Here is a 22,424-nt window from a genome sequence, read left to right as displayed (position 1 = left end):
GTAATTCATGTTGAACTAAGCGAAAGGGAAGCGAACACTTCACCCAACCCTACAGTAGCGCTCCATAGTTTAAAAAAAGAATAGACTATGGCAGTGTTGTTCCTATTCGAATACAACCCCAGCAAGCTGCTTTAATGTGCATACTTACTTCGGCGATAAAACCTTTCACTTTTGTTCATTGGCATTACCCCAACAGAAGTTACTATTTTTTACCGCACCTCTACGTCAAAGAAAGTACAATAAATCACCGTTATTAAGTCATTTTAACAATGATAAATGTCTTACTTCGCTTTAGGTAAATGACATTGTACTTAACAACGAATGCATTGCAACCGATCATGTCATCAAAGTGCATCAATTATTGGTCACATTCATTAAGAAACATTGAGACTTCTTTCATAATGTGGTGCAATGAATATCACGAAGATTATAATAAAAAACATTAATTATAAGTCTATCTAAGAATCATTGATGATCTTCTTGATACTACTACTTATGTATGAAATTAGCTCATCACTAACAAGTTCATATTTTTTTGATTTTTATTTATCTATAAAATTTTCATTAATATTTGAATCTAATATTGTAAGTACCAATTCAGCAGTTTATTATTGCTGTGTCGACTAAATTAAATCAAATAGGAATAGTCATGTCTGAATTAACAAAAACTCTACTTAATATTCGTAGCCTACGCGCTTTTTCTCGTGAACTCACTCTAGAGCAGCTTGAAGAAGCACTAGATAAATTAACGATCGTTGTGCAAGAACGCAGAGAAGCGGAAGAAGAAGAACGCTCTGCTCGCGCAGAACAAGAAGCGAAGCTGGCTGCGATTGCAGAACAGATTGCCAAAGACGGTATTGATGTAAGCGCATTAATTTCTGCACTTTCTGGTGAAACTAAGAACAAAGTTAAAGTTCAAGGCAAACGCGCACCTCGTCCAGCAAAATACAAATATCTTGATGCCAATGGCCAAGAAAAAACATGGACAGGTCAAGGTCGCACACCTTCTGCAATTCAAGAGCAACTTGATGCAGGTAAATCTCTAGAAGAATTCGAGATTTAATAACTCTTTAGCAAATAAAAAGGCTCCTAACGGAGCCTTTTTATTATTTTAATCTTTTATCTTTCCCAATACGCTTCTTCTAAGCTGTCTTCACGTTCAGGTAAACCACGTGACAGACGAGGTGAATGCTGGGCTAGCACCTCATAACTGGCACGGTTGGAATATTTGCAAACTTGCGAGAAGGATGAATAGGTTAAAAAGTTATTCTGATGCTTGCTCGAATTAGGGACGTTCTCTTTATGATATTTATTGGCTGCCATATCATGCAGCAATGCCGATAACGCCGCATCTCCCGCACCATTAGTATTTTTAATTTTCTCAGGCCCACCCATATACGGTGAAATATGAGAATAAACACGTATCGGATTTTCACAACTTATTTTTGATGCTGGGCGACTAAATTCATAACGATTGAATTCAGCAATAGAACCAGGTAATAGTGGCAACGATGTTTCACGTTTCGCCGCATCTTCAGTATATCCTGCCATAAATAAACCGACTGGGCCTGCGGTGCATAATACAAGATCAACCCAGTTTAAGGCTTTATTTGACGCTGCAAGGGGATCACTTTCCCCGGTTAATGCTTCGGCTTCATCTTCATTCATGGCAACAACAGTGACATGATCACGCAAAAAATTTTGCCAAAATTGAGGGTCATCTTGAATAACAAATTTAGTACCTAAGGTTAAAACAACAGGTACATCATATTTCTTAGCATATTCAATCGCTCTCATTGTTGCCTCTGGCATTGGATCACCAGTTTTGCAGCGAATTAAATAAGCAGTCAATACTAAGGCTGAAGCACTTTTAAATATTTTTTCTGGAACACTTTCTGCGCGAAGTTGGTTCATTTGCCCTTCACTAATAGCAAAGGTTCTTTCTCCATCCTCTGTGATCAAGGCAAAGCAGCGCCCAATCGCTCCATCGACCGCTTGTAAATAATTCAGATCCATCCGACTTGATGTATTACATAAATAACGATAACCGTAGCTACCAATTTTTATATCTTGACTCATCACACCTAACAACGTTGAGCGATCATCTGCCAGCACCGAATAATTGTGTAATGTGTTGCCAATCGTTCCCCCAGCATATTCGTTAGTAATCAGACCATTTTGTTTGAGCTCAGTGTACAAAGCTTCAGCCTTTTGGTCGTCAATCACTAATGAATGGCCTTTACTAAGCTCATATTTGTCAATGAGGTCAGTATTTACTTTCGCCTCTATATCCACCAATGTCTGGTCGATACCAATAATATGTGTGCGCGACATTTTTTTATTTTCTTGTGCTTGGATCACAAGTGGGTCACGAGCATGGACAGGAAAGTAGTGCTTTGATTTGCGTTGGCCAGGAAATTTCATAACATCAGTCTGAGTAGAGGGGAAAAAGATGCGCGATTCTACCGCGCACCCATTAGCGCGGCAACTAAGGCAATCATAGCAAACGTTTGCTCTTGGTTATTTTTATTCACCTTCCATAAAGCTGAGATCAGGTAACCTATCTAAATGCTCTGAATAGCGTTTTAGGTCAAATTGCCCTTCGTTTTTCATCACATCAAAAATCTCAATTGCAAGCGCACAAGCTATCGATGCTACGGCGTCTTCCCTTGAATGGCCTGTCATCATTAGGCGCATCAAGGTTTCTTTAACTTTTATCGGATTCCCATCCGCAAGCTGGTTCTCTACGGTTTCGATCAGAAACGCGTCATCCATAATCTGGTTGTCATCTTGCATTTTGCGACCTTTTATTACGCTTTAAAATGGCACGCACTATGCCATAAGCAAGAGTGGAATTCTAAAACTAATTATGGACAATATTGATGGAAACAAAGCCAATTAAACTCAATGGAAGTGTGATTACTGTCTCGGATCTGTCGCGACGAAAATCTTTCTGCTAGAATCTGCGACCAAGTCAATCGAGTGGTACTAAGTAATGTCAAACAACCGCAGCGCAAACAGCCAAAAGAAAGTCATCGTCGGCATGTCCGGTGGTGTTGACTCCTCCGTTTCGGCGTATCTTCTCAAAGAGCAAGGTTATCAAGTAGAAGGCCTGTTCATGAAGAACTGGGAAGAAGATGATAACGAGGAATATTGTACAGCGGCGGAAGATTTAGCCGATGCACAAGCCGTGTGCGATAAGTTAGACATCCCTCTTCATACCATTAATTTTGCCGCCGAATATTGGGACAACGTATTTGAATATTTCCTTGAGGAATATAAAGCCGGGCGAACTCCCAACCCAGACATTCTTTGTAACAAAGAAATCAAGTTTAAAGCCTTTTTAGAGTTTGCAGATGAAGTGCTAGATGCCGATTATATCGCCATGGGCCACTATGTTCGACGCACCTTCCCTGAAGGTAATGACAAACCACAAATGCTGCGCGGCTTGGACAACAACAAAGACCAAAGCTACTTCCTCTATACATTAAGCCATGAACAAGTGGCTCGTAGCTTATTTCCTGTCGGTGATTTAGAAAAACCCGAAGTTCGACGCATTGCGGAAGAACAAGGTTTGGTGACGGCGAAGAAAAAAGATTCAACTGGTATCTGTTTCATCGGCGAGCGCAAATTTACCGACTTCTTGTCTCGCTATTTACCAGCACAACCGGGTAAAATTGAAACACCAGAAGGTCTCGTTATTGGTGAACATCAAGGCCTGATGTACCACACTTTAGGTCAACGCAAAGGGTTACACATTGGTGGCCAAAAAGGCGGTGGCGGTAACGAAGACCCATGGTATGTCGCTGATAAAGATCTTAAACGTAACGTTTTGATTGCAGTCCAAGGCGCTGATCACCCATTATTGAAATCTCATGGCTTGATCGCTTCCCAATTACACTGGGTTGATCGTACACCAATCCAAGCAACGCTAAGCTGCACGGTAAAAACACGTTACCGTCAAACGGATATAGCGTGTACCATCATCCCTATTGATGATGAAAACATTAAAGTCATTTTTGATGAGCCACAAGTGGCCGTCACGCCTGGTCAATCCGCGGTTTTCTATCAAGGCGATGTGTGTCTTGGCGGTGGAATTATTGAGCAGCGAATTTAAACAACTTAGGAGTAATAAACGTGGCTAACACCCTTTATGACCGTACCATCGCTTTTGCGGGTATCTGCCAAGCTGTCGCTTTAGTGCAACACGTAGCAAAAAATGGTCACTGTGATTCAGACGCGTTTGAAACTTCTCTAACGGCTATCTTAAGTACTAATCCAAACAATACACTTGATGTCTTCGGCTCTGAGGCCAACTTAAAAATTGGCCTCGAATGTTTGGTGAAAGGTATTGATAGCACGCCATCAGGGAGTGAAATCACTCGCTATATCATTAGCCTGATGGCATTAGAGCGTAAATTAAGCGCTCGTCGTGATGCGATGTCACAGCTGGGCGATCGTATTCAAACGATTGAACGTCAAGTCAACCATTTTGACTTGCTTGATGATCAGATGATCAGCAACCTTGCCAGTATCTACTTGGATGTTATCAGCCCTATTGGCCCGAGAATCCAAGTCACTGGAACCCCTACCATACTTCAACAAACTTCAACCCAGCACAAAGTGCGCGCCTTACTCCTTTCAGGAATTCGTTGCGCTGTCTTGTGGCGTCAGGTTGGAGGAAAGCGTCGCCATCTGATCTTCGGTCGTAAGAAAATGATCGAACAAGCTCAGATTTTATTAGCTCGAGTCTAATATTGACGCAAAGAATTCACTCTCACACTTAACCTCAAAATTCAGGAGAAAAACATGGAACTGTCAGCCTTGACTGCTGTTTCACCGGTAGACGGCCGCTACGGAAGTAAAACGATTGCGTTACGCAGTATCTTTAGTGAGTTTGGTCTCCTCAAGTATCGGACCATTGTTGAAATTCGTTGGTTACAGAAGCTTTCAGCCACTGCTGGAATTGCCGAAGTTCCAGCATTCAGTGATGAAGCCAATCAATTTCTTAATGCGATAGCAGACAATTTTAGCGAAGAAGATGCCGCTCGTATTAAAGAAATTGAACGCACAACGAACCATGATGTTAAGGCTGTAGAGTATTTCTTAAAAGAAAAAGTAGCGGGTGTTCCTGAGCTGCACGCCGTTAATGAATTCATTCACTTTGCTTGTACTTCAGAAGACATCAACAACACATCTCACGCGCTAATGCTCAAAGAAGCGCGCGATACCGTGCTTCTTCCTGAAATGCGCAACATTATTGATGCGATTCGTCACTTAGCAGAAGAGTATCGCGATATTCCGTTATTGTCTCGTACCCACGGACAGCCAGCATCACCAAGTACTATGGGTAAAGAGATGGCTAACGTAGCGTACCGTATGGAACGCCAATATAAGCAGATTGCCAATATCGAGATTCTCGCAAAAGTAAACGGCGCAGTAGGTAACTACAACGCTCACCTTTCAGCCTATCCAGAACTCGACTGGCATACCTTTAGTGAAGAGTTTATCACTGAATCGCTAGGTGTGGCGTGGAACCCTTATACCACACAAATTGAGCCACATGATTACATCGCAGAGCTATTTGATGCCGTTGCCCGCTTCAATACTATTCTGATCGACTTCGATCGTGACATTTGGGGCTATATCGCTTTGGGCCACTTCAGACAAAGAACCATTGCGGGTGAAATTGGTTCATCGACAATGCCACATAAAGTCAACCCGATCGATTTTGAAAACTCAGAAGGCAACCTAGGCCTTGCTAATGCCGTGTTCAATCACCTAGCACAAAAGCTGCCTATTTCTCGCTGGCAACGTGACTTAACAGATTCAACCGTGCTGCGTAACCTTGGTGTGGGTGTTGGTTATGCGATCATCGCCTACACTTCAACGCTAAAAGGGATCAGTAAACTGGAAGTGAACCGTGATGCGCTGCTTGCTGAGCTCGATAAAAACTGGGAAGTCCTTGCTGAACCAGTGCAAACAGTTATGCGCCGCTACGGCATCGAAAAACCGTACGAAAAATTGAAAGAACTCACGCGCGGTAAGCGAGTCGATGGTGAAGCAATGCGCCACTTTATTGATGGCCTTGCGCTACCTGAAGCTGAAAAAGCACGCTTGAAAGAGATGACACCAGCCAACTATATTGGCCAAGCAATTGAGTTAACCGACAAATTGTAATGCTCTTCAATCTAGCCGATTAATGACAAAGCCCACTTAGTGGGCTTTGTTTTTTAAGGTCGTATTTTATGTTATATCGTTTTTGATACCATCAAAAAACGTTAGGCGTACTGCTGTTCAAACTCTTGCATAAAATCAACTAAGGCTTGAACGCCTTCCAGTGTCATCGCATTGTAAATCGAGGCACGCATACCACCCGCGACTCGGTGACCTTGCAGCGAGACTAAACCACGCGCTTCAGCCAACTCTAAAAACGTACTATCCAACTCTGGTTTCACTAATTGGAAAGGCACATTCATCAGTGAACGGTTGTCTGGGTGAATGGTATTGCGATAGAAAGGTGACTCATCAATTGCGTTATAAAGCAGCGCTGCTTTCTCGCGGTTGATTTTCTCAATCGCCGCGACACCACCCTGCCCTTTTAGCCACTTGAACACGAGACCCGACAAATACCACGCAAACGTAGGCGGCGTGTTGAACATAGAATCTTGTTCAGCTTGCACTTTATAATTCAATATAGTCGGTAGCACATCACTGGCTAAATCAAGCAAATCATCACGAACAATCGCAATACAGATCCCCGCTGGCCCAATGTTTTTCTGCGCTCCCGCATAAATGACTCCGTACTTTGAGACGTCTATTTGGCGCGACAAAATCGTAGATGACATATCAGCTACAATCGGTTTGTCTGTATCTGGTAAATCATTAATCTCAATACCATCTATCGTTTCATTCGGACAAAAATGCACGTAAGCCGACTCAGGATCGATTTTCCATTCGCTAGCTGGTAATACCGCTGTTTTGCCCTCTTTGGTCACTTTGGCGTTGAAAACATCGATTTCACAATATTTCTTCGCTTCTTTGACCGCACTTTCAGCCCAGTAACCCGCATCAATATAGGTCGCTTTAGTCGCATCGCCTAATAAGTTTAAAGGCACCGCCGCAAACTGAGCGCGCGCTCCACCCTGACAAAATAATACTTTGTAATTACTCGGGATATTAAGCAAATCTCGCAGATCTTGCTCCGCTTCTTGAGCAACGCGAATAAAAGGTTTACTGCGATGACTAATTTCCATAACGGACGTGCCAAGCTCGTGCCAGTTAATAAACTCGGCTTGCGCTTTTTCCATCACGGCTTTAGGTAAGGCTGCTGGGCCTGCGCTGAAATTATAGACTGGGCCCGCTTGATTTGATTCCATGAGTTCCTTGCTCCTGCTATCGACAATTAATGTGATTAATACCACTTTTTGATGTGGATAAAAAGCGAGAAAAGAGCTTCTATCGGCTCTTTTCTCTTACTGATTGCTAAAACTCGCGAAATCGTTTGCTTGAGCGCCGTTCGCTATCGCATCAATGCCGGAAGTAATAGTGTCAATAGCGGCATTTGGTTGCCATTTTCAAATTCCAAGTTGCCCTCTTTCAGTTCAGCTTGGAGTCGATATCCTTGATCGGTTTGCTGCATAATTTCCATCACAACAAGCTCATCAATACCTTGCTGGATAAAAGGAAAATCTTCAACCAGCTGGTCAGAAATGAAGGTATCAATGTGGCCGGTTAAGGCTGGTAAAATGGTACTCGGATCTTGCACCACATTATTTGTCCCTTCAGGAACCGCTATCTTCCAGTTTGATTCAAACTCACCTTGGCCAACTTTTAGCGCCATTTTATTCATCGATAGATAAAAACCTTTCTCGAATAATGATTGCACATAAGGTAGTGCTTGCTGAATGTCCTCATCAGAAAGTTCTGGGCTGTTTTGGTAAAGCGTTGAGAGCTTCTCAAAAGCGTCACCATCTAAATCACCCAAAGTAAAATCAAGATTGAGGTCCTTCACCTCGCCTTCGCTATAAGTTAATTTATCCATCTCAATCAAGTGATTACTATCAAAGCGAGAAGGCTCTCCTTTTAATACCGAATCAAAGGAATAACGCATGTTGTCCATACTCAGCGTATTTTCACCTAGGCCATCGACAAGATTAATTTTTGCTAACGCCAATGACTGTTGTCCTAGCCAGAAGCCTTTATCTTGTTTACCTATACCTTGACCAGTTAGCTGTGAAAGCATCATTTTTTCACCACTGGTAAAATCCAACTCAACAGAAGGAACATTCAGTTGATAAGTGATTTCACCTAGCACCGAAATATCACCTTTCAATGTGGCGGGCGTTGTCGAGAACGTCATCTCGCCATCTTCACTTTGGTAGTGCCAACTGTCTAGCGCCACAGTGTATTGAGTATTGCCATTCAACTGCGTGATACTGGTCATCGTCAATGGTAGATTTTCTTGATCAGCTATAACGGATGTTGCTGTTAAACTCAACAGGCCATGCTTAACCTCGCTATTGACTAAAACTTGGGTCGGTAAACCATCGGCAACAAACTGTTGTTTGAGCGTTTTATCTGCAATCTGATAGCGGGTTTGCACGGTTGATGAAAGGTAACCGCGCTTATAACTGACAATGTCAGCCTCGATTGAACCTGAAGAGATATTTGCAATACCGTTAGTGATCACCTTTTCACCGATTTGCCCGACAGCCAACGGCCAACATGCTGCTAAGACGATAGCACCACCAACCGCACCAATGATTTTTAACTGTTTCATAGTGTTCCATTCCTTAAGATTTTACCCAGTCTACCGTAAACAATTGAAAACCAAAACATGGAGTTAGGTCAGAGTATTGCTAAGATGTGATGAGAAATTCTAAAACCTAGCTCTCAAACCCACTGCGTAATACTTGCTACAGTAGTCAAAACAGCGATGACAGTAGAGGCTTGTGTGAACCATTACGCACTACTTTGTTTAGACAATAACCCAATCAGCACAGAACAGTTGCGAGCTGAGTTAGCTCCGTTCGCCGCTAAATTTGATCTTCATACAGCGGACACCATAGATGAAGCTGAGCAAGCCCTAGAATATTTGCACGAGCAGCAACAAACGATTGCATTGGTCATTGCCAGTCACCATGAGCAGTTTGATGGTGCGGATTTTTTGACTCAACTCGATAAATCAATCCACACGCGTTCAGCGCGGAAAGTGCTGATAAGCTGCGGACAAGATATTCAAGCCATTCTCACCGCCGTCAATGAGGGGCGATTAGATCACTGCCTCACTAAGCCACTACAAAATAACGTGCTCTATAAAACCGTCCAAAAAGAGCTCACGACCTACATCTTAGATCACGATAAAGACAACATTCTCAACTACAGCACAATACTTGATCAACAGCGCATCTTACGCGCGCACATCGATAATAAAATGCGCAGTTATCGAGATGGTTTTATCTCCGATTACCACAAGCTTTCTGATACAGAACTGGCTGAGCAAGTAATTGGTGCTTTACACCAATTTTTTGAAAATGAAGATGAAACTCGCGCCTGCCGTACCTACTCCACTAATCACTTTCTTACCAAAGAGGGAGAAGAGAACCGCTTTCTTTGGTTCATCACTGAAGGTGAAGTGGCCTTGTATAAAAAAGATGATTTAGGGCAACAAAGAGAAGTGGTTCGCCACAAAAAAGGCAACATTGTCGGTGGTATGTCTTTTGTGACTGGTGAGAAATCTTTTTCTACTGCCGTCACCCTGACTAAAACCGATGTGATTAAACTAGACCGAGATGTGTTTGCAAAAGTCATGCATTCGGATACTCGGCTATTACCCCTATTTACTAACTTGCTGCTCCGCCATTTTAACCGCCGCTTACAACGCAGTATTAACACTAAATTGCAACTACAAAAAACGCTCGAATCACTTGAGTCAGCTCATCAGCAATTAATCGAGCGGGAAAAAATGGCCATGCTCGGCCAGCTTGTTGCAGGTGTCGCTCATGAACTAAACAATCCTGTCGCCGCAATTTTACGTGGAACCGAAACATTGTCAGACAAGATTGAGCACTTAGTCCAAGAGACTGAACATAAAAATCTGCAACATAAAGGCAGCCAACTATTAAGGAATGCACTTTCAGCCAAACCTACTTCTACATCAGAAGAGCGGGCACGCGCTAAAGCCATAGAAAATGAAATTCATCATCGTTTGATCGCGAAAAAATTGGTCAAACTCAATCTAGATGACGATCTTGCGCTCCGACAATCGGCTAAACACGATCCCGAAAAAACGTTAGAAACACTGGAACAGTTAGAAAACTATTTCCTAACAGGTAGTACACTTCGTTCTATCAATGTTTGTGCACAACGCATAGCCGATATGGTACGAAGCCTTAAAGGGTATGCTCGCCCTGATGATGAAGCGCTGCACAAGGTCAATATTCATGAAGGTATTGAAGACACTCTGGTTATTTTCGAAAATCGTCTTAAGCGCCACAAAGTCGAAAAAGAGTATGCCGACTTACCTTTGATTACCTGTCAGCCGATTGCATTACAACAAGTATGGACAAACCTCATTTCCAACGCTATTGATGCCTTCCCAGCCAATGGCGTACTGCACATTGCAACCACATTAGCAAAACAGGGTAATCAATCTTTTGTGACCATCAGTTTCACGGATAATGGTTGTGGGATCCCGTACGAGCAGAAAGAGCGTATCTTCACATTAAATTACACGACGAAAAAAGAAGGTAACTTTGGACTCGGTATTGGGCTTTCTGTCTGCCAACAAATAGTCCACCAGCATCAAGGTTGGATCGATGTTCAATCTGAACAGGATAAATACACGACAATGACGGTATGGCTGCCAGTTAGTCGATAACTTGTCGTGCTGATGATTAAGGAGAATATCATGAACAAATTTTTGATCTTATGCGTGGACGATGAACGTGAAGTATTGGACAGCGTCATACAAGACCTCGACGAATTTGAAGAGTTTTTTATCTTAGAAGCCGCAGAATCTGTTGCAGAGGCAAAAGAAGTGATTGCCGATCACCAAGCTCAAAATATCAAGCTGGCTTTAATTTTGTGCGATCACATTATGCCCGAACAAACAGGTATTAGTTTCTTAATTGAATTAAGCCGCAATGAAGAGACGCAACATACACGCAAAGTACTACTAACAGGCCAAGCAGGGCTAGAAGACACCGTAGAAGCGGTGAATCATGCCAGCCTACATTTTTATGTAGCCAAACCTTGGGATGGGAACAAACTTCGCGATGTTATCAAAGATCAATTAACACAATATATGATTGAAAACGAATCAGATTTAATGCCTTGGGCCAGAGTCTTGGATGCCGAGAAAATCTTCAATGCGATCGCACAAAACCGCATCAGTTTTGGTGAATAAAATATCCTAACGAAGAAATGGCACTCTCTTTGCTTATTTTTTGCGAAGACAACAAAAGAATGACACTTTTTAATGGCGACAATGTCAATCTATGCACTATGATGTCTAAATTCTTTAATGTCACCGCGGGTATTCCGCGACTGACCATGGAAATAAACTAAAAATATAGGTTTATAGTGACTATGCGTAAAACAATCATTGCAGCCGCTTTGCTGCTAGCCTCAGGCCAAACACTGGCAGAAATAGACCGAAATAGCCCATCCGTTATGAGCAATTTTAGTTATGACTATATCGAAGCTCGTATTGGAGCAAGTCCAGTCACCTTTGGTGCTGCGATGAGCAAATCAATTCACCCAAATGCACATGTTATTGGTCGTATAGACTCTGAGTTTGAAGGTGATTTTGACGCAGCCGCAGGTTTTGGCTTTCATGCTCCTATTAACAACTGGGCTGACTTCACGGGTGAAATGCTATTACGCGTCGTAGATACCCGCGATAATAAAAGCGCCGATACAGGAATGGAATTAAACCTTGGCGTACGTCAATGGCTTGGACCACAGTTGGAAGTTGGTGGCAAAGGTGGCTTTGTTTCTATCGATGACAATGATGACTGGATTGCGTCTGTTTATGCCCGTTTTCATTCTACAGAACTTTTCTCTCTCGGTGCCGAGGCTCGCATCAATGATGCTTACGGCGATCAACTGATGTTTACGACTCGTTTTAAGTTCTAGGTGTAAGCTAAATACAATAAAAAGCCGAGACGTAAGACTCGGCTTTTTATTTGATAACTATTTATTTGATAACTGTGCTACAAAACTGTCAGCGTAATGAGCAGCTTTCTAATAATTGACGCTTGCGAGGCTCTTGCAGCAATTTCCAATGAATACCTTCGATCGCACCAGCAAACTTCCACAGTAGTTTTACATCGACGTCACTACCGTACGTTTTTCTCACTTTAGAAAATATCGTAGGAGCACCTAAGCGCATGAACGTTTCAACATCATTGATGCCCGCTTTTTTAACCATACGCTCTAACGTTAACTGCATGTTTGGTAAATCACGTAGTCGACGGCTTGCAGAGGATTTTTGAAAACTACGTTGCTCAACAGAATAGCGAATGGAACGTTCAATGATCGTATCTAGGCTCTCATGATTGCTCACAAAAAGCTCAGTAATATCATAATAATTAACGGTTGCTGTAGTCTGCTTTTTAACGTGTTTGTATTTTTCGCAGCCTAATTTTGTGAGTGCATCATCGAGCTCTTCACCTCCACGAATAAAAACAGACTCTTCACTAATCAGTGAATACATCGCTTCTTTTTGGAAAAGCCCAACACCGCCAAACATTGAACGCTTTTGAAATGCGCCAAATTTAATAACGTAATTGAAAAATGCATGCTCAATCATATCCATTGATCCTTAATCAAGTTCCCCGATTAATAGTGATCACCAGATAGCAGCGTATTTTTGCGAATAAAAAGAGTAAGTTAGTAACAAGCTTGTAGTAGTTTAGTATTAGCTTGCTTAATATGGGTACTATCATAGTTAACGATACAAAATAAGTCTGGGCATACATCACATCAATAGACATATCTCAGCAGAGTTATGAGATAGAAATCACATCATTGTGTTTATGAATAAATTTTTTTGACACATACGCTTTCCATTAACGTATTAAGATTAATGCATCAAGAAAACAAATTAATGCGATTGATGGTGAATTGATTGCTTATTTGGGTTAGCAGACGGTAAAATGCCTTCAGTACAGATTGAGCACAAATTTATGAATCATCTATCTTTTTACTGGCTTCCAGATCATCATCAAATGCTCATCCAAGGGTTAGAAAGTGAATTTTCTCAATTGGTTGAACACTCACTCAGCACAGGAAAAATTTCACTTCCTCCTATTCCGGATGTTGTTCTAAAAATACAGCGCTTATGCACATTAGAATCTACTGAAATTTCAGATGTCGCCGATTGTCTACTTGAAGATCCCGGACTGACTGCAATTGTAGTACGCGTAGCAAACTCTGTTGTCTTTAATCGTCGAAATATTACCTGTACGGATTTAGTCACGGCTGTATCACGCTTAGGCATACTACGAGTACGCGACATTGTAACAGCCCAAGCGATTGAGCAGTTAAAGCACTCTGTAAACTTAAGCAAAGAATGCAATAAAATATTGGTTAATAGCGCCGCCATATCGCGAGAGCTTGGCGCAACCATGGTGATGGTAACTCACGCATTTAAACAACTTGAACCAAGCCGATATCAACATTTAGAGCAGGAAAAAGCCTTACTTGTCGGTCTACTTGCGGATATTGGCTTGTTTTGTCTGGTACACGAATATCATTTATATCTTGAGAAAGGCAACTATCTCGATCAAGACATCGCCCTACAGATTTTTCAGTCGCGATGTTCAAAAACCAGTCAGCTTGTGTTAAGAAGTTGGGGGTTCGACTCAGATTTCCTTGAAGTAGCAGGAAATCAATCTTTAGTCGCATCTTCTCACGAAGTCAGTTACCTTGATGTGGCACGTATTGCTCACCATCTTTTACTGTTTCGTCGTCAAGATGAAGAGATTGAAGAGCATGACGTCGAAATTAATGCGACCGGAGCTGAGGTGCTATACAACTTAAGTAACCTTAGTGAGCTTGAATTCAAATCAAAACTCAATGATGTGATCAACGCAAGCGGCTTCTAAACCCAAAATAATCAGAGGATGAGATGTTCTCAGGGATGTTATTTATTTTTGCCCCACTAATAGTGGGGTATCTATTTTCTATTGCCAATCAACAGTGGCTAGCAGCATTAAATAAAGCCACGTCTTGGTTAGTTTACGTCATTCTGTTTCTGATGGGTTTAAGCTTGGCAGCCCTCGATAACTTGGGCAGTAACCTACAGTTGATACTCAAATTTACCACCGTATTTTTCTTGATGATTGGTGCTTGCAACTTATTGGTCTTGCCTTTTATTGACAAATTTCTACCCATAAAAACCGATGCGAACCATTCAAAACTGCCACTATCTAGCATGGCGTTAGAATCCGTAAAGCTGATTGTGGTTGTCGGTGGAGGATTGGCGCTTGGGGTTGTATTAGGATTCGATTTAAGTTGGGTGAGCACCGCCAGTGAATGGATCCTGTTCGTATTACTTTTCTTTATTGGTATTCAGTTGAGAAATAGTGGTTTAACTCTACGACAAATTTTGCTCAATAAATACGGAATGGTCATCGCATTAGTCATTATATTGACCTCTTGGATTGGGGGGATCATTGCGGCCATGATTCTTGATATCCCAATTTATCGAGGACTAGCCATGGCTTCCGGTTTTGGATGGTATTCACTTGCCGGGATTTTAATGGGTGATGCTTTCGGCCCAGTCTATGGTGGTGCCTCTTTCATGATAGAGCTACTTAGAGAACTGGTTGCTTTAGTGATGATCCCCATGCTAATCCGAACCAAACCTTGCTCTGCCATCGGCTATGCTGGGGCAACCGCGATGGATTTCACCTTGCCCGTGATCCAGACAACTGGCGGGGTTCGTTGCGTACCGATCGCGATTGTCAGTGGGTTTATTCTCAGCCTACTGGTGCCTATTCTTATGCTGTTCTTTGTATCACTTGCAGGCTAGATCTCAGGAATCACTTTAGCCTTCATTTAAACTAACAATAGGGAGTAGAAAACTCCCATACAATAACAAAGCCCAAAGGAAGATTTATGAAACGTGTTATCGTTGCCCTACTGCTCTCAACTTCAGCGAATGTTGCTCTCGCTGCTGATAACCAATGCTTATCCGAAAAATATGACGCTTATGTCGACGCGTCTCTCCATTGGTATAGTGATCTCGCAGACTTAACGACCGCGCAATATCCTGAACTTACTGAAGTCAGCCAATGGTTTCTGCAAGGACGCCAGCATCACTTTGAATTAAGCCGTGCGGCAGTCCACTATTACCTAAGCAACGATCCTTCTAAAGTTGCCACCTCGCAACCTGTAGAAGCTTGGTTAAAACTAGAACAGCACGACATTAAAGTATTGGCCTCACGCAGTGATGATCTCGGCCACATTGCTAAAATTACCTATGAAGATCGCCAAGCAAAGCCTAACGAAAAAAACTATGAATTACGTTCAGCTTTAGCCGAATTGCTCAGTCATCCGAAGCAGATCGAAGCTGCGTTGAATAAATATAACGATGCCATCGCCTTGATCGAAAAGAAAGTCTGTAACTAGTCGCCGCCTCTACTCTAGCCGAATTAAGACGGGACAACTGTCCCGTTTTCGTTTAGATTGTGCCGCTCGCATTCCATAAAATCAAAATAACGAAGCTATATGGTATCAGAACAAAAAACTGCAAATGTGAGTTTCGAGAGCTTGTTACGGATCTTCACTGTGCCCGAAGGCCCCGATTCAACACTGACAAAAATAGACCAAGAGCTATCGCGCAATTTGAACCTCTTCTTGCGTGAACATATTGTCGCTGAAGAAAAACCACTCAAAGAGATCGAAAAAGATTTCTCTAATCCGCAAATTCCAGAGTCACCGGAGTTCGTTTCAGAACATACTCAGCATTTGTTGGATAATTTAGTCGCTCATTCAGTGCATACCTCGGCTCCTAGCTTTATTGGTCATATGACATCTGCACTGCCATATTTCTTGATGCCGTTATCAAAGATCATGATTGCGCTGAATCAAAACTTAGTCAAAATTGAAACGTCAAAAGCGTTTACACCGCTAGAACGGCAGGTTTTGGGTATGTTGCATCGTTTGATCTATCAAAAAAACGACGCTTTTTACAGCCAATGGATGCATAGCGCTAATCATTCGCTCGGTGCATTTTGCTCTGGCGGAACAATTGCCAATATCACGGCATTGTGGGTGGCTCGTAATAATGCTTTGAAAGCCGATGGTGATTTCCAAGGCGTCGAAAAAGAGGGGCTGTTTAAAGCCATGCGTCATTATGGTTACCACGGGTTAGCCATTTTAGTGTCTGATCGTGGCCATTACTCTTTAAAGAAAGCCGCTGACGTATTGGGTATCGGCCAAGAAGGCTTGGTTTGTGTAAAAACCGACCACAACAACCGCTTATGCCCACAAGATTTGAAAGCCAAAATGGCACACCTAAAAAGCCAGAAAATTAAACCTTTTGCGGTTGTTGGCGTCGCCGGAACGACAGAAACGGGCAACATTGATCCCTTAAGAGATATCGCCAATATTTGCCAGCAAGAAGGTTGTCATTTTCACGTAGACGCCGCTTGGGGCGGTGCAACATTAATGTCGAATAATCACCGACACTTACTCAATGGTATTGAGTTGGCTGACTCCGTCACGATTGATGCACATAAACAGCTCTACATCCCTATGGGGGCAGGCATGGTACTATTCAAAAAGCCTGATGCTATGCATTCAATTGAGCACCATGCGCAGTATATTTTGCGGAAAGGTTCAAAAGATCTAGGCAGCCATACGTTAGAAGGTTCTCGTTCAGGTATGGCCATGTTGGTGTACGCTAGCATGCACATTATTAGTCGCCCTGGCTACGAATTATTGATTGACCAAAGCCTAGCTAAAGCTCGCTATTTCGCCGATCTAATTAAAGAACAAGACGATTTTGAGCTGATTTCTGAACCCGAACTGTGTCTTTTAACCTATCGTTATATTCCTGCTTTTGTTCGCCAAGCACTGCAACAAGCCTTGCCCAATCAAAAAGCAGAACTGAACGAGTTGCTGAATGAAATCACCCAGTTTGTGCAGAAAAAACAAAGGGAAACGGGGCGTTCATTTGTCTCTCGAACCCGTTTAAACCCAGAACGCTGGGACAAGCTTGATACAATCGTATTTCGCGTGGTACTAGCCAACCCGCTAACGACACATGCTATCTTGCACTCGATATTAGATGAGCAACGACATATTGCCACGCTAGCCCCTAATTTGATGGCCAAAATTGAGCAGCTTGCTCAAAGAATCATCAGCTAGAATCCCTGTAAGTTACAGCGAATTGAAAATTTATTTCTTTTTGCTGTAACTAATACATCATTAATGAGCTGGAAATTTCCATTAATCATCGATTTAAATCTAAATCCTGTAGTTTTCATGAAATTTTGTTTGAGGCTTGTCATGTTCTCATCAATTGTTAACTTGAATTGTTACGGAAATCTACATCCTAGGTTTATACTCATTGCATGGCGTTGGTTTAACTTACCTTTTTGGAAATGTGTTATTTCCAATCCCCCCAAAGGGCGACCGGGTAAAACCAACGAGTTGTTCTCTTCGCCCGCGTGAACACTATGAATACATTAGAAAAAATTCAAAAAAATCTGGAAAACTTTAGCAAGTCGGAACGTAAAGTCGCCGAAGTAATTATGGCTTCGCCCCAAACCGCGATTCACTCAAGTATTGCGACGCTCGCCAAAATGGCCGATGTCAGTGAACCAACGGTAAACCGCTTTTGTCGACGACTCGACACCAAAGGCTTTCCCGACTTTAAGCTTCATTTAGCGCAAAGCCTTGCTAACGGAACTCCGTATGTAAACCGAAATGTTGAAGAAGATGATGGCCCAGACGCCTACACCCATAAGATTTTCGAATCGACTATGGCGTGTTTGGATGTGGCTAAAAACAGCTTGGATCCAATGCAAATTAACCGTGCAGTTGACTTACTCACACAAGCAAAACGGATATCTTTCTTCGGCTTAGGAGCCTCTTCTGCTGTAGCAAAAGATGCCCAGAACAAATTTATTCGCTTTAACATTCCGATCACTTGCTTTGAAGATATCGTGATGCAACGCATGAGTTGTATCAACTGTACCGATAATGACGTAATTGTTTTGATTTCGCATACAGGTCGTACTAAAAGCCAAGTGGAAATCGCCAATCTTGCGCGCGAAAATGGTGCGACTGTCATTGCGATTACGGCAAAAGATTCACCGCTGGACAAAGCAAGCTCGTTGTCGATCTCTCTTGACGTACCTGAAGATACTGACGTCTATATGCCCATGGCAAGCCGTGTGGTGCAAATGACGGTAATTGATGTACTGGCTACTGGTTTCACCCTGCGCCGTGGCTCTGGTTTTCGTGAAAATCTTAAACGCGTCAAGGATGTACTAAAAGACTCGCGCTACGATAAGCTGTCACAGTTCTAAGATAATCGCGATCCTAAAATAATCGTTAGAACGGAGCTCAATTGCTCCGTTTTTTTATCAACTTTGCTTGCTACTTTCAGGCGCGACTGGATCATGCCTAACTTCTACCTGATTGGATGAATTCGGTTGCCACTCCTCACACTCACCTTGGCACTCGCAAACTTGATTTAATATATGGATTAACCTTTCTTGTGTTAAAGGCAAAGGGTTACCTTTAATCGCGACCGACTTTAAAGCATCTAACGCCACGCGCTCAAACGACGTATTGCACACACCAAACTGGTTGAGTTTAGGCAGTTGCAACTTATCTAACATCATTTTCACCCACAGCACGCCATCTTCAACGTGAACATTTGTTCTGCCAGTCACAATTTGAGCTATTTTTTTATAACGTGTAAGTACATCATTTCGCCCTGCTTTTTGCGCTGCTCGAATGTTTTCTCGCATAACATGAGGGGCTAAACGCGCCGTGATCACGCTGTGTGGGGCATCAAGTTTTCCTCCCAATGCCGATGCCAAGCCATGTGCAGCGCCAAGCTTTGCATTGGTAATTGCCATTCCTCCAAGCATTGCTGCAAAAGAGAGATCCGCTCGCGCTTTATGATCATCTTTTCGACACGCTGGCAATATAGAACGACTGAGTTTGCGCAACCCCTCTTCACACACCATATCGGTGAGTGGATTGGGTTCACCACACACATAGGCTTCCATTAAATGCGTAAAAGCATCCATTGCGCCTCTGCCAGAGGTGTAACTGTCGGTACCATGGGTCAACGTGGGGTCAACAATCGCAACATCTGCCAGCATATCTGGGCTGCGCAAGCTTACTTTTACTTTGTCTTGTCCCGATTTCAACACAGCATTACGCGTGACTTCGGATCCCGTACTGGCGGTGGTTGGAATAGCAATAAATGGCAACGGTTTTGTCTTTAACGGCACATTTCGGCCAACCACTTCCACATAATCATAAACGTTACCTTGGTTAGGAATGATTGCCGCGAGTGCCTTGCCCATATCAATCACACTACCGCCACCAATAGCAACGACCATGTCCGGTTGAAAACGTCGGCCTAAAATGGCCGTTTCCTCCACCATGGTAATATTAGGTTCACCAACAATAGCTACATGCTGATAGCGCATATTCTGCATTTTCAGGTATTGAACAATAGGGGAAGCTCGTTGTTGTTCTTTTCCCGAAACCAGCAGTACGCTATAGCCATATTGGTTGAGAACAGAAAGTGAATTCAATAACGCTCCTTCTCCAAAAATGATCCGCGTCGCCGTCATAAATTGGAACATGAATAACTCCCTTTTCTCTCATCTAGATTAGCTCTGTTTAGAGTGCACCTATCGTTAAAAAAATTTTTTGATGCAGTGCAATGTGGAGCAAATAACCATATAAAAAACACAAGTTTATGCGGCATGTCACAGCCAAGCCATTATTGATCTATTCCCAACACCATCGAGAGGTAAGCTTGCTTTGATTAAGGAATAAGCAATAGCTTTTACCTATTGAAGTAACTGGTGAATGCCACTTTATTTCCGACCTTGGATCGGGCATAGTTGCATGCAACAAGAATGAAGGAGAAAGCTATGTTCGTTGTTATTTTTGGCCGCCCTGGTTGCCCCTACTGTGTTCGCGCAAAAGAACACGCTGAAACATTGAAATTAAAACGCGATGATTTTAACTACCGTTATGTCGATATTCACGCGGAAGGCATCAGCAAAGCTGATTTAGAAAAGACAGTGGGTAAACCAGTTGAAACTGTGCCACAAATCTTTATTGATCAAGAACACATCGGTGGTTGCACTGATTTCGAAGCTTATGCGAAAGAACATTTAGGCTTATTCGACGAATAAAACCAAGAAACATAAAAACCCGCTGATTTTTAGCGGGTTTTTGCTATTTATAGATAAATGGCTCTTTCTCTCAAATTAAGTCAATGAAATGTCAATTGTCACAAATTTCACTTATCTTTTTGCAATATTCAGATACAATTCCCACACTTTACCTACCCCACTTGGCACACATAACGAGTTGAGCCGTGAATATCGACGTCGTACTTTTGCTTGATCAGAACCCTATTCTTCTTATTTTTGTTGTCTTAGCGATTGGCCTTGGTTTTGGCAAAATTCGTTTTGGTAGCTTACAACTGGGCAACTCTATTGGGGTGTTAATTACATCACTCATCATGGGGCACCTTGGTTTTTCCTTCAATGCTGAAGCCTTAACCATAGGTTTCATGCTGTTCATTTACTGTGTCGGCATTGAAGCTGGCCCTAACTTTTTTGGCATATTTTTCCGTGACGGAAAACATTATCTCATCTTAAGTTTAGTGGTGCTCATTACCGCCACTTGGATTACTTATTTTGGCAGTTATTATCTCGGCCTCGATTTTGGCTTAGCTGCTGGTATGATGGCAGGTGCATTAACCTCCACCCCCGTATTAGTAGGCGCACAAGATGCGTTAAACTCCGGGCTAGCCACCATTCCAAGAAATATGGATTTATCCCTTATTTTAGATAATGTTTCGGTGGGTTATGCGATGGCTTATCTAATTGGCCTCATCAGCATGATCATGTTTGCCAAATTGCTGCCTAAGTTGCAAAAACAAAACCTCTCTGATTCTGCTCAACAGATTGCTCAAGAGCGTGGATTAGGTGGTAGCGGTCAACGCAAAGTCTATTTACCCATCATCCGTGCCTATCGTGTTGGTCAAGAGTTGATCAACTGGATTGATGGGCGCAATTTACGTGAGCTTGGTATTTATCGCCAAACCGGTTGTTATATTGAACGCATTCGACGTAATGGCATTCTTGCCCATCCTGACGGTGACGCCATCTTGCAAGAAGGGGATGAAATTGCACTGGTCGGCTTCCCTGACAGCCATGCAAGGCTAGACCCTAGCTTTCGAAATGGCAAAGAGGTGTTTGATCGCAACTTGCTTGATTTGCGCATCTCTGAAGAGGAAATCGTCGTAAAAAGTGACAGTATTGCCGGTAAACGCCTATCGGATCTGAATTTATCCGAATATGGTTGTTTCCTGAACCGAGTGATACGCGCACAAATTGAAATGCCAATGGACTTAGACATTGTGCTTGCCAAAGGCGATGTACTGCAAGTCAGTGGTGAAAAAAGCCGTGTTCAAGGCTTGGCCGATAAAATCGGTTTCATCTCTATCCATAGTCAAATGGCCGATTTACTCGCCTTTTGTAGCTTCTTTATTCTCGGCATTTTATTTGGTTTGATCACCATGACCTTTGGACAAGTCTCCTTCGGTTTAGGCAACGCGGTTGGGCTACTGCTTTCTGGTATTATGCTTGGCTTTTTACGAGCCAATCACCCCACTTTCGGCTATGTACCACAAGGGGCATTAAATATGGTGAAAGACCTAGGTTTGATGTTCTTTATGGTAGGCATTGGCTTAAGTGCTGGCGGGAAAATGTTCCAGCACCTCTCAGAAGTGGGCGTACAAGTGATCGGCCTTGCATTTTTAGTCAGCGTGGTGCCAGTCGTCTTTGCCTATTTGGTCGGTGCGTACATTTTGAAAATGAACCGCGCGCTTCTATTTGGTGCGATTATCGGGGCACGAACTTGCGCACCAGCGATGGATATCGTTAACGACTACGCAAAATCGACCATTCCCGCATTGGGTTATGCTGGCACCTATGCTATCGCCAATATACTGATGACACTGACAGGAACTATTTTAATTTTACTCAGTTAAACCTAATAATCCTCAGTGCTACTCGCCAAAAGTCACATGTGTGGCTTTGGGCGAGCCATCGCCCCTCTATTTACTTCGCTTTTATCTCAATGTTTGCCGCTTTATCGGCTCAGAACTGCATCTTTTCTCCTGAGTTCAACTCACC

At 42.7% G+C, this 22,424-nt stretch carries 20 protein-coding genes and 1 riboswitch; of the genes, 14 read left to right on the top strand and 6 right to left on the bottom strand.

What is annotated here, in order from left to right:
- Positions 1–47: 47 nt before the first annotated feature.
- Positions 48–231: riboswitch (Lysine riboswitch) on the bottom strand.
- 418 nt (positions 232–649) lie between these two features.
- The gene (locus AACQ79_RS12125) at positions 650–1,063 is read left to right on the top strand and encodes an H-NS histone family protein (protein WP_017043902.1); all 414 of its coding nucleotides are present in this window, start codon (positions 650–652) and stop codon (positions 1,061–1,063) included.
- A 56-nt stretch (positions 1,064–1,119) separates the two neighbouring features.
- Here AACQ79_RS12125 and AACQ79_RS12120 read toward each other — a convergent pair whose 3' ends face one another.
- Both AACQ79_RS12120 and AACQ79_RS12115 read right to left on the bottom strand, forming a co-directional pair.
- On the bottom strand, positions 1,120–2,424 hold the full coding sequence (locus tag AACQ79_RS12120) for an inosine/guanosine kinase (RefSeq protein WP_170899153.1): 1,305 nt from the start codon (positions 2,422–2,424) through the stop codon (positions 1,120–1,122).
- Between the two features lie 102 nt (positions 2,425–2,526).
- Positions 2,527–2,796 carry a hypothetical protein gene (locus tag AACQ79_RS12115; protein WP_010319700.1) on the bottom strand — a complete coding sequence of 90 codons (270 nt, stop codon included), beginning with the start codon at positions 2,794–2,796 and terminating at the stop codon, positions 2,527–2,529.
- 199 nt (positions 2,797–2,995) lie between these two features.
- Here AACQ79_RS12115 and mnmA point away from each other — a divergent pair, with 199 nt between their 5' ends.
- From mnmA to purB, 3 genes are read left to right on the top strand one after another with little or no spacing between them, the layout of a single operon-like run.
- On the top strand, positions 2,996–4,117 hold the full coding sequence (mnmA, locus tag AACQ79_RS12110) for a tRNA 2-thiouridine(34) synthase MnmA (protein ID WP_170899152.1): 1,122 nt from the start codon (positions 2,996–2,998) through the stop codon (positions 4,115–4,117).
- A gap of 20 nt (positions 4,118–4,137) precedes the next feature.
- On the top strand, positions 4,138–4,755 hold the full coding sequence (gene hflD, locus AACQ79_RS12105) for a high frequency lysogenization protein HflD (RefSeq protein WP_013857105.1): 618 nt from the start codon (positions 4,138–4,140) through the stop codon (positions 4,753–4,755).
- A 54-nt stretch (positions 4,756–4,809) separates the two neighbouring features.
- On the top strand, positions 4,810–6,180 hold the full coding sequence (gene purB, locus AACQ79_RS12100) for an adenylosuccinate lyase (RefSeq protein ID WP_013857106.1): 1,371 nt from the start codon (positions 4,810–4,812) through the stop codon (positions 6,178–6,180).
- Positions 6,181–6,281: 101 nt separating this feature from the next.
- Here purB and serC read toward each other — a convergent pair whose 3' ends face one another.
- Together serC and AACQ79_RS12090 are read right to left on the bottom strand one after the other, a co-directional pair.
- A complete protein-coding gene (gene serC / locus AACQ79_RS12095; protein WP_026027606.1) occupies positions 6,282–7,379 on the bottom strand; it encodes a 3-phosphoserine/phosphohydroxythreonine transaminase in 1,098 nt (365 codons plus the stop codon).
- A gap of 143 nt (positions 7,380–7,522) precedes the next feature.
- Positions 7,523–8,782, bottom strand: a complete 1,260-nt coding sequence (locus tag AACQ79_RS12090; RefSeq protein WP_064624993.1) for a DUF945 family protein — start codon at positions 8,780–8,782, stop codon at positions 7,523–7,525.
- Between the two features lie 174 nt (positions 8,783–8,956).
- Between AACQ79_RS12090 and AACQ79_RS12085 the strand changes: the two genes are divergently transcribed.
- From AACQ79_RS12085 to AACQ79_RS12075, 3 genes are all read left to right on the top strand, one after another.
- The gene (locus AACQ79_RS12085) at positions 8,957–10,882 is read left to right on the top strand and encodes an ATP-binding protein (protein WP_170899151.1); all 1,926 of its coding nucleotides are present in this window, start codon (positions 8,957–8,959) and stop codon (positions 10,880–10,882) included.
- Positions 10,883–10,912: 30 nt separating this feature from the next.
- On the top strand, positions 10,913–11,410 hold the full coding sequence (locus AACQ79_RS12080) for a response regulator (RefSeq protein WP_026028033.1): 498 nt from the start codon (positions 10,913–10,915) through the stop codon (positions 11,408–11,410).
- A gap of 182 nt (positions 11,411–11,592) precedes the next feature.
- Positions 11,593–12,141: a hypothetical protein gene (locus AACQ79_RS12075; protein ID WP_026027603.1), complete on the top strand. Its 549-nt coding sequence runs from the start codon at positions 11,593–11,595 to the stop codon at positions 12,139–12,141.
- 88 nt (positions 12,142–12,229) lie between these two features.
- Here the strand turns inward: AACQ79_RS12075 and AACQ79_RS12070 are convergent, their stop codons facing one another.
- The gene (locus tag AACQ79_RS12070) at positions 12,230–12,823 is read right to left on the bottom strand and encodes a TfoX/Sxy family DNA transformation protein (RefSeq protein WP_013857112.1); all 594 of its coding nucleotides are present in this window, start codon (positions 12,821–12,823) and stop codon (positions 12,230–12,232) included.
- Between the two features lie 370 nt (positions 12,824–13,193).
- On the opposite strand from AACQ79_RS12070, the gene AACQ79_RS12065 reads away from it, so the two are divergent.
- From AACQ79_RS12065 to AACQ79_RS12045, 5 genes are all read left to right on the top strand, one after another.
- Entirely contained in the window at positions 13,194–14,114 is a 921-nt protein-coding gene (locus tag AACQ79_RS12065) for an HDOD domain-containing protein (protein ID WP_026028826.1), read from the top strand.
- A 23-nt stretch (positions 14,115–14,137) separates the two neighbouring features.
- A complete protein-coding gene (locus AACQ79_RS12060) occupies positions 14,138–15,043 on the top strand; it encodes a lysine exporter LysO family protein (protein WP_017047741.1) in 906 nt (301 codons plus the stop codon).
- Between the two features lie 86 nt (positions 15,044–15,129).
- Entirely contained in the window at positions 15,130–15,642 is a 513-nt protein-coding gene (locus tag AACQ79_RS12055; protein ID WP_017044636.1) for a hypothetical protein, read from the top strand.
- Positions 15,643–15,741: 99 nt separating this feature from the next.
- Positions 15,742–17,385, top strand: coding sequence for a pyridoxal-dependent aspartate 1-decarboxylase PanP (panP, locus tag AACQ79_RS12050; RefSeq protein ID WP_017049893.1), 1,644 nt, complete (start codon positions 15,742–15,744; stop codon positions 17,383–17,385).
- 311 nt (positions 17,386–17,696) lie between these two features.
- Positions 17,697–18,551 carry a MurR/RpiR family transcriptional regulator gene (locus tag AACQ79_RS12045; protein ID WP_010320194.1) on the top strand — a complete coding sequence of 285 codons (855 nt, stop codon included), beginning with the start codon at positions 17,697–17,699 and terminating at the stop codon, positions 18,549–18,551.
- Positions 18,552–18,608: 57 nt separating this feature from the next.
- On the opposite strand, the gene AACQ79_RS12040 is transcribed toward AACQ79_RS12045, so the two are convergent.
- Positions 18,609–19,850, bottom strand: coding sequence for an iron-containing alcohol dehydrogenase (locus tag AACQ79_RS12040; RefSeq protein WP_170899150.1), 1,242 nt, complete (start codon positions 19,848–19,850; stop codon positions 18,609–18,611).
- A 294-nt stretch (positions 19,851–20,144) separates the two neighbouring features.
- On the opposite strand from AACQ79_RS12040, the gene AACQ79_RS12035 reads away from it, so the two are divergent.
- Together AACQ79_RS12035 and AACQ79_RS12030 are read left to right on the top strand one after the other, a co-directional pair.
- Positions 20,145–20,411, top strand: a complete 267-nt coding sequence (locus tag AACQ79_RS12035) for a GrxA family glutaredoxin (RefSeq protein WP_010320195.1) — start codon at positions 20,145–20,147, stop codon at positions 20,409–20,411.
- Positions 20,412–20,596: 185 nt separating this feature from the next.
- Entirely contained in the window at positions 20,597–22,279 is a 1,683-nt protein-coding gene (locus AACQ79_RS12030; RefSeq protein WP_013857120.1) for an aspartate:alanine antiporter, read from the top strand.
- Positions 22,280–22,424 lie beyond the last annotated feature (145 nt).

Source organism: Vibrio sp. 3-2(1), assembly GCF_963887575.1.
In the GTDB taxonomy this organism is placed as follows: Bacteria; Pseudomonadota; Gammaproteobacteria; order Enterobacterales; family Vibrionaceae; genus Vibrio; species Vibrio anguillarum.
This window is presented reverse-complemented; position numbering and strand designations above follow the sequence as displayed.

Bases quoted from the DNA above. Each gene is read 5' to 3' on its own strand.
- AACQ79_RS12040 (WP_170899150.1), bottom strand. From the start codon at position 19,850: ATGTTCCAATTTATGACGGCGACGCGGATCATTTTTGGAGAAGGAGCG.
- AACQ79_RS12075 (WP_026027603.1), top strand. From the start codon at position 11,593: ATGCGTAAAACAATCATTGCAGCCGCTTTGCTGCTAGCCTCAGGCCAA.
- panP (WP_017049893.1), top strand. From the start codon at position 15,742: ATGGTATCAGAACAAAAAACTGCAAATGTGAGTTTCGAGAGCTTGTTA.
- AACQ79_RS12080 (WP_026028033.1), top strand. From the start codon at position 10,913: ATGAACAAATTTTTGATCTTATGCGTGGACGATGAACGTGAAGTATTG.
- serC (WP_026027606.1), bottom strand. From the start codon at position 7,379: ATGGAATCAAATCAAGCGGGCCCAGTCTATAATTTCAGCGCAGGCCCA.
- AACQ79_RS12045 (WP_010320194.1), top strand. From the start codon at position 17,697: ATGAATACATTAGAAAAAATTCAAAAAAATCTGGAAAACTTTAGCAAG.
- AACQ79_RS12055 (WP_017044636.1), top strand. From the start codon at position 15,130: ATGAAACGTGTTATCGTTGCCCTACTGCTCTCAACTTCAGCGAATGTT.
- purB (WP_013857106.1), top strand. From the start codon at position 4,810: ATGGAACTGTCAGCCTTGACTGCTGTTTCACCGGTAGACGGCCGCTAC.
- AACQ79_RS12125 (WP_017043902.1), top strand. From the start codon at position 650: ATGTCTGAATTAACAAAAACTCTACTTAATATTCGTAGCCTACGCGCT.
- AACQ79_RS12115 (WP_010319700.1), bottom strand. From the start codon at position 2,796: ATGCAAGATGACAACCAGATTATGGATGACGCGTTTCTGATCGAAACC.
- AACQ79_RS12065 (WP_026028826.1), top strand. From the start codon at position 13,194: ATGAATCATCTATCTTTTTACTGGCTTCCAGATCATCATCAAATGCTC.
- AACQ79_RS12120 (WP_170899153.1), bottom strand. From the start codon at position 2,424: ATGAAATTTCCTGGCCAACGCAAATCAAAGCACTACTTTCCTGTCCAT.
- AACQ79_RS12070 (WP_013857112.1), bottom strand. From the start codon at position 12,823: ATGGATATGATTGAGCATGCATTTTTCAATTACGTTATTAAATTTGGC.
- mnmA (WP_170899152.1), top strand. From the start codon at position 2,996: ATGTCAAACAACCGCAGCGCAAACAGCCAAAAGAAAGTCATCGTCGGC.
- AACQ79_RS12035 (WP_010320195.1), top strand. From the start codon at position 20,145: ATGTTCGTTGTTATTTTTGGCCGCCCTGGTTGCCCCTACTGTGTTCGC.
- AACQ79_RS12060 (WP_017047741.1), top strand. From the start codon at position 14,138: ATGTTCTCAGGGATGTTATTTATTTTTGCCCCACTAATAGTGGGGTAT.
- AACQ79_RS12090 (WP_064624993.1), bottom strand. From the start codon at position 8,782: ATGAAACAGTTAAAAATCATTGGTGCGGTTGGTGGTGCTATCGTCTTA.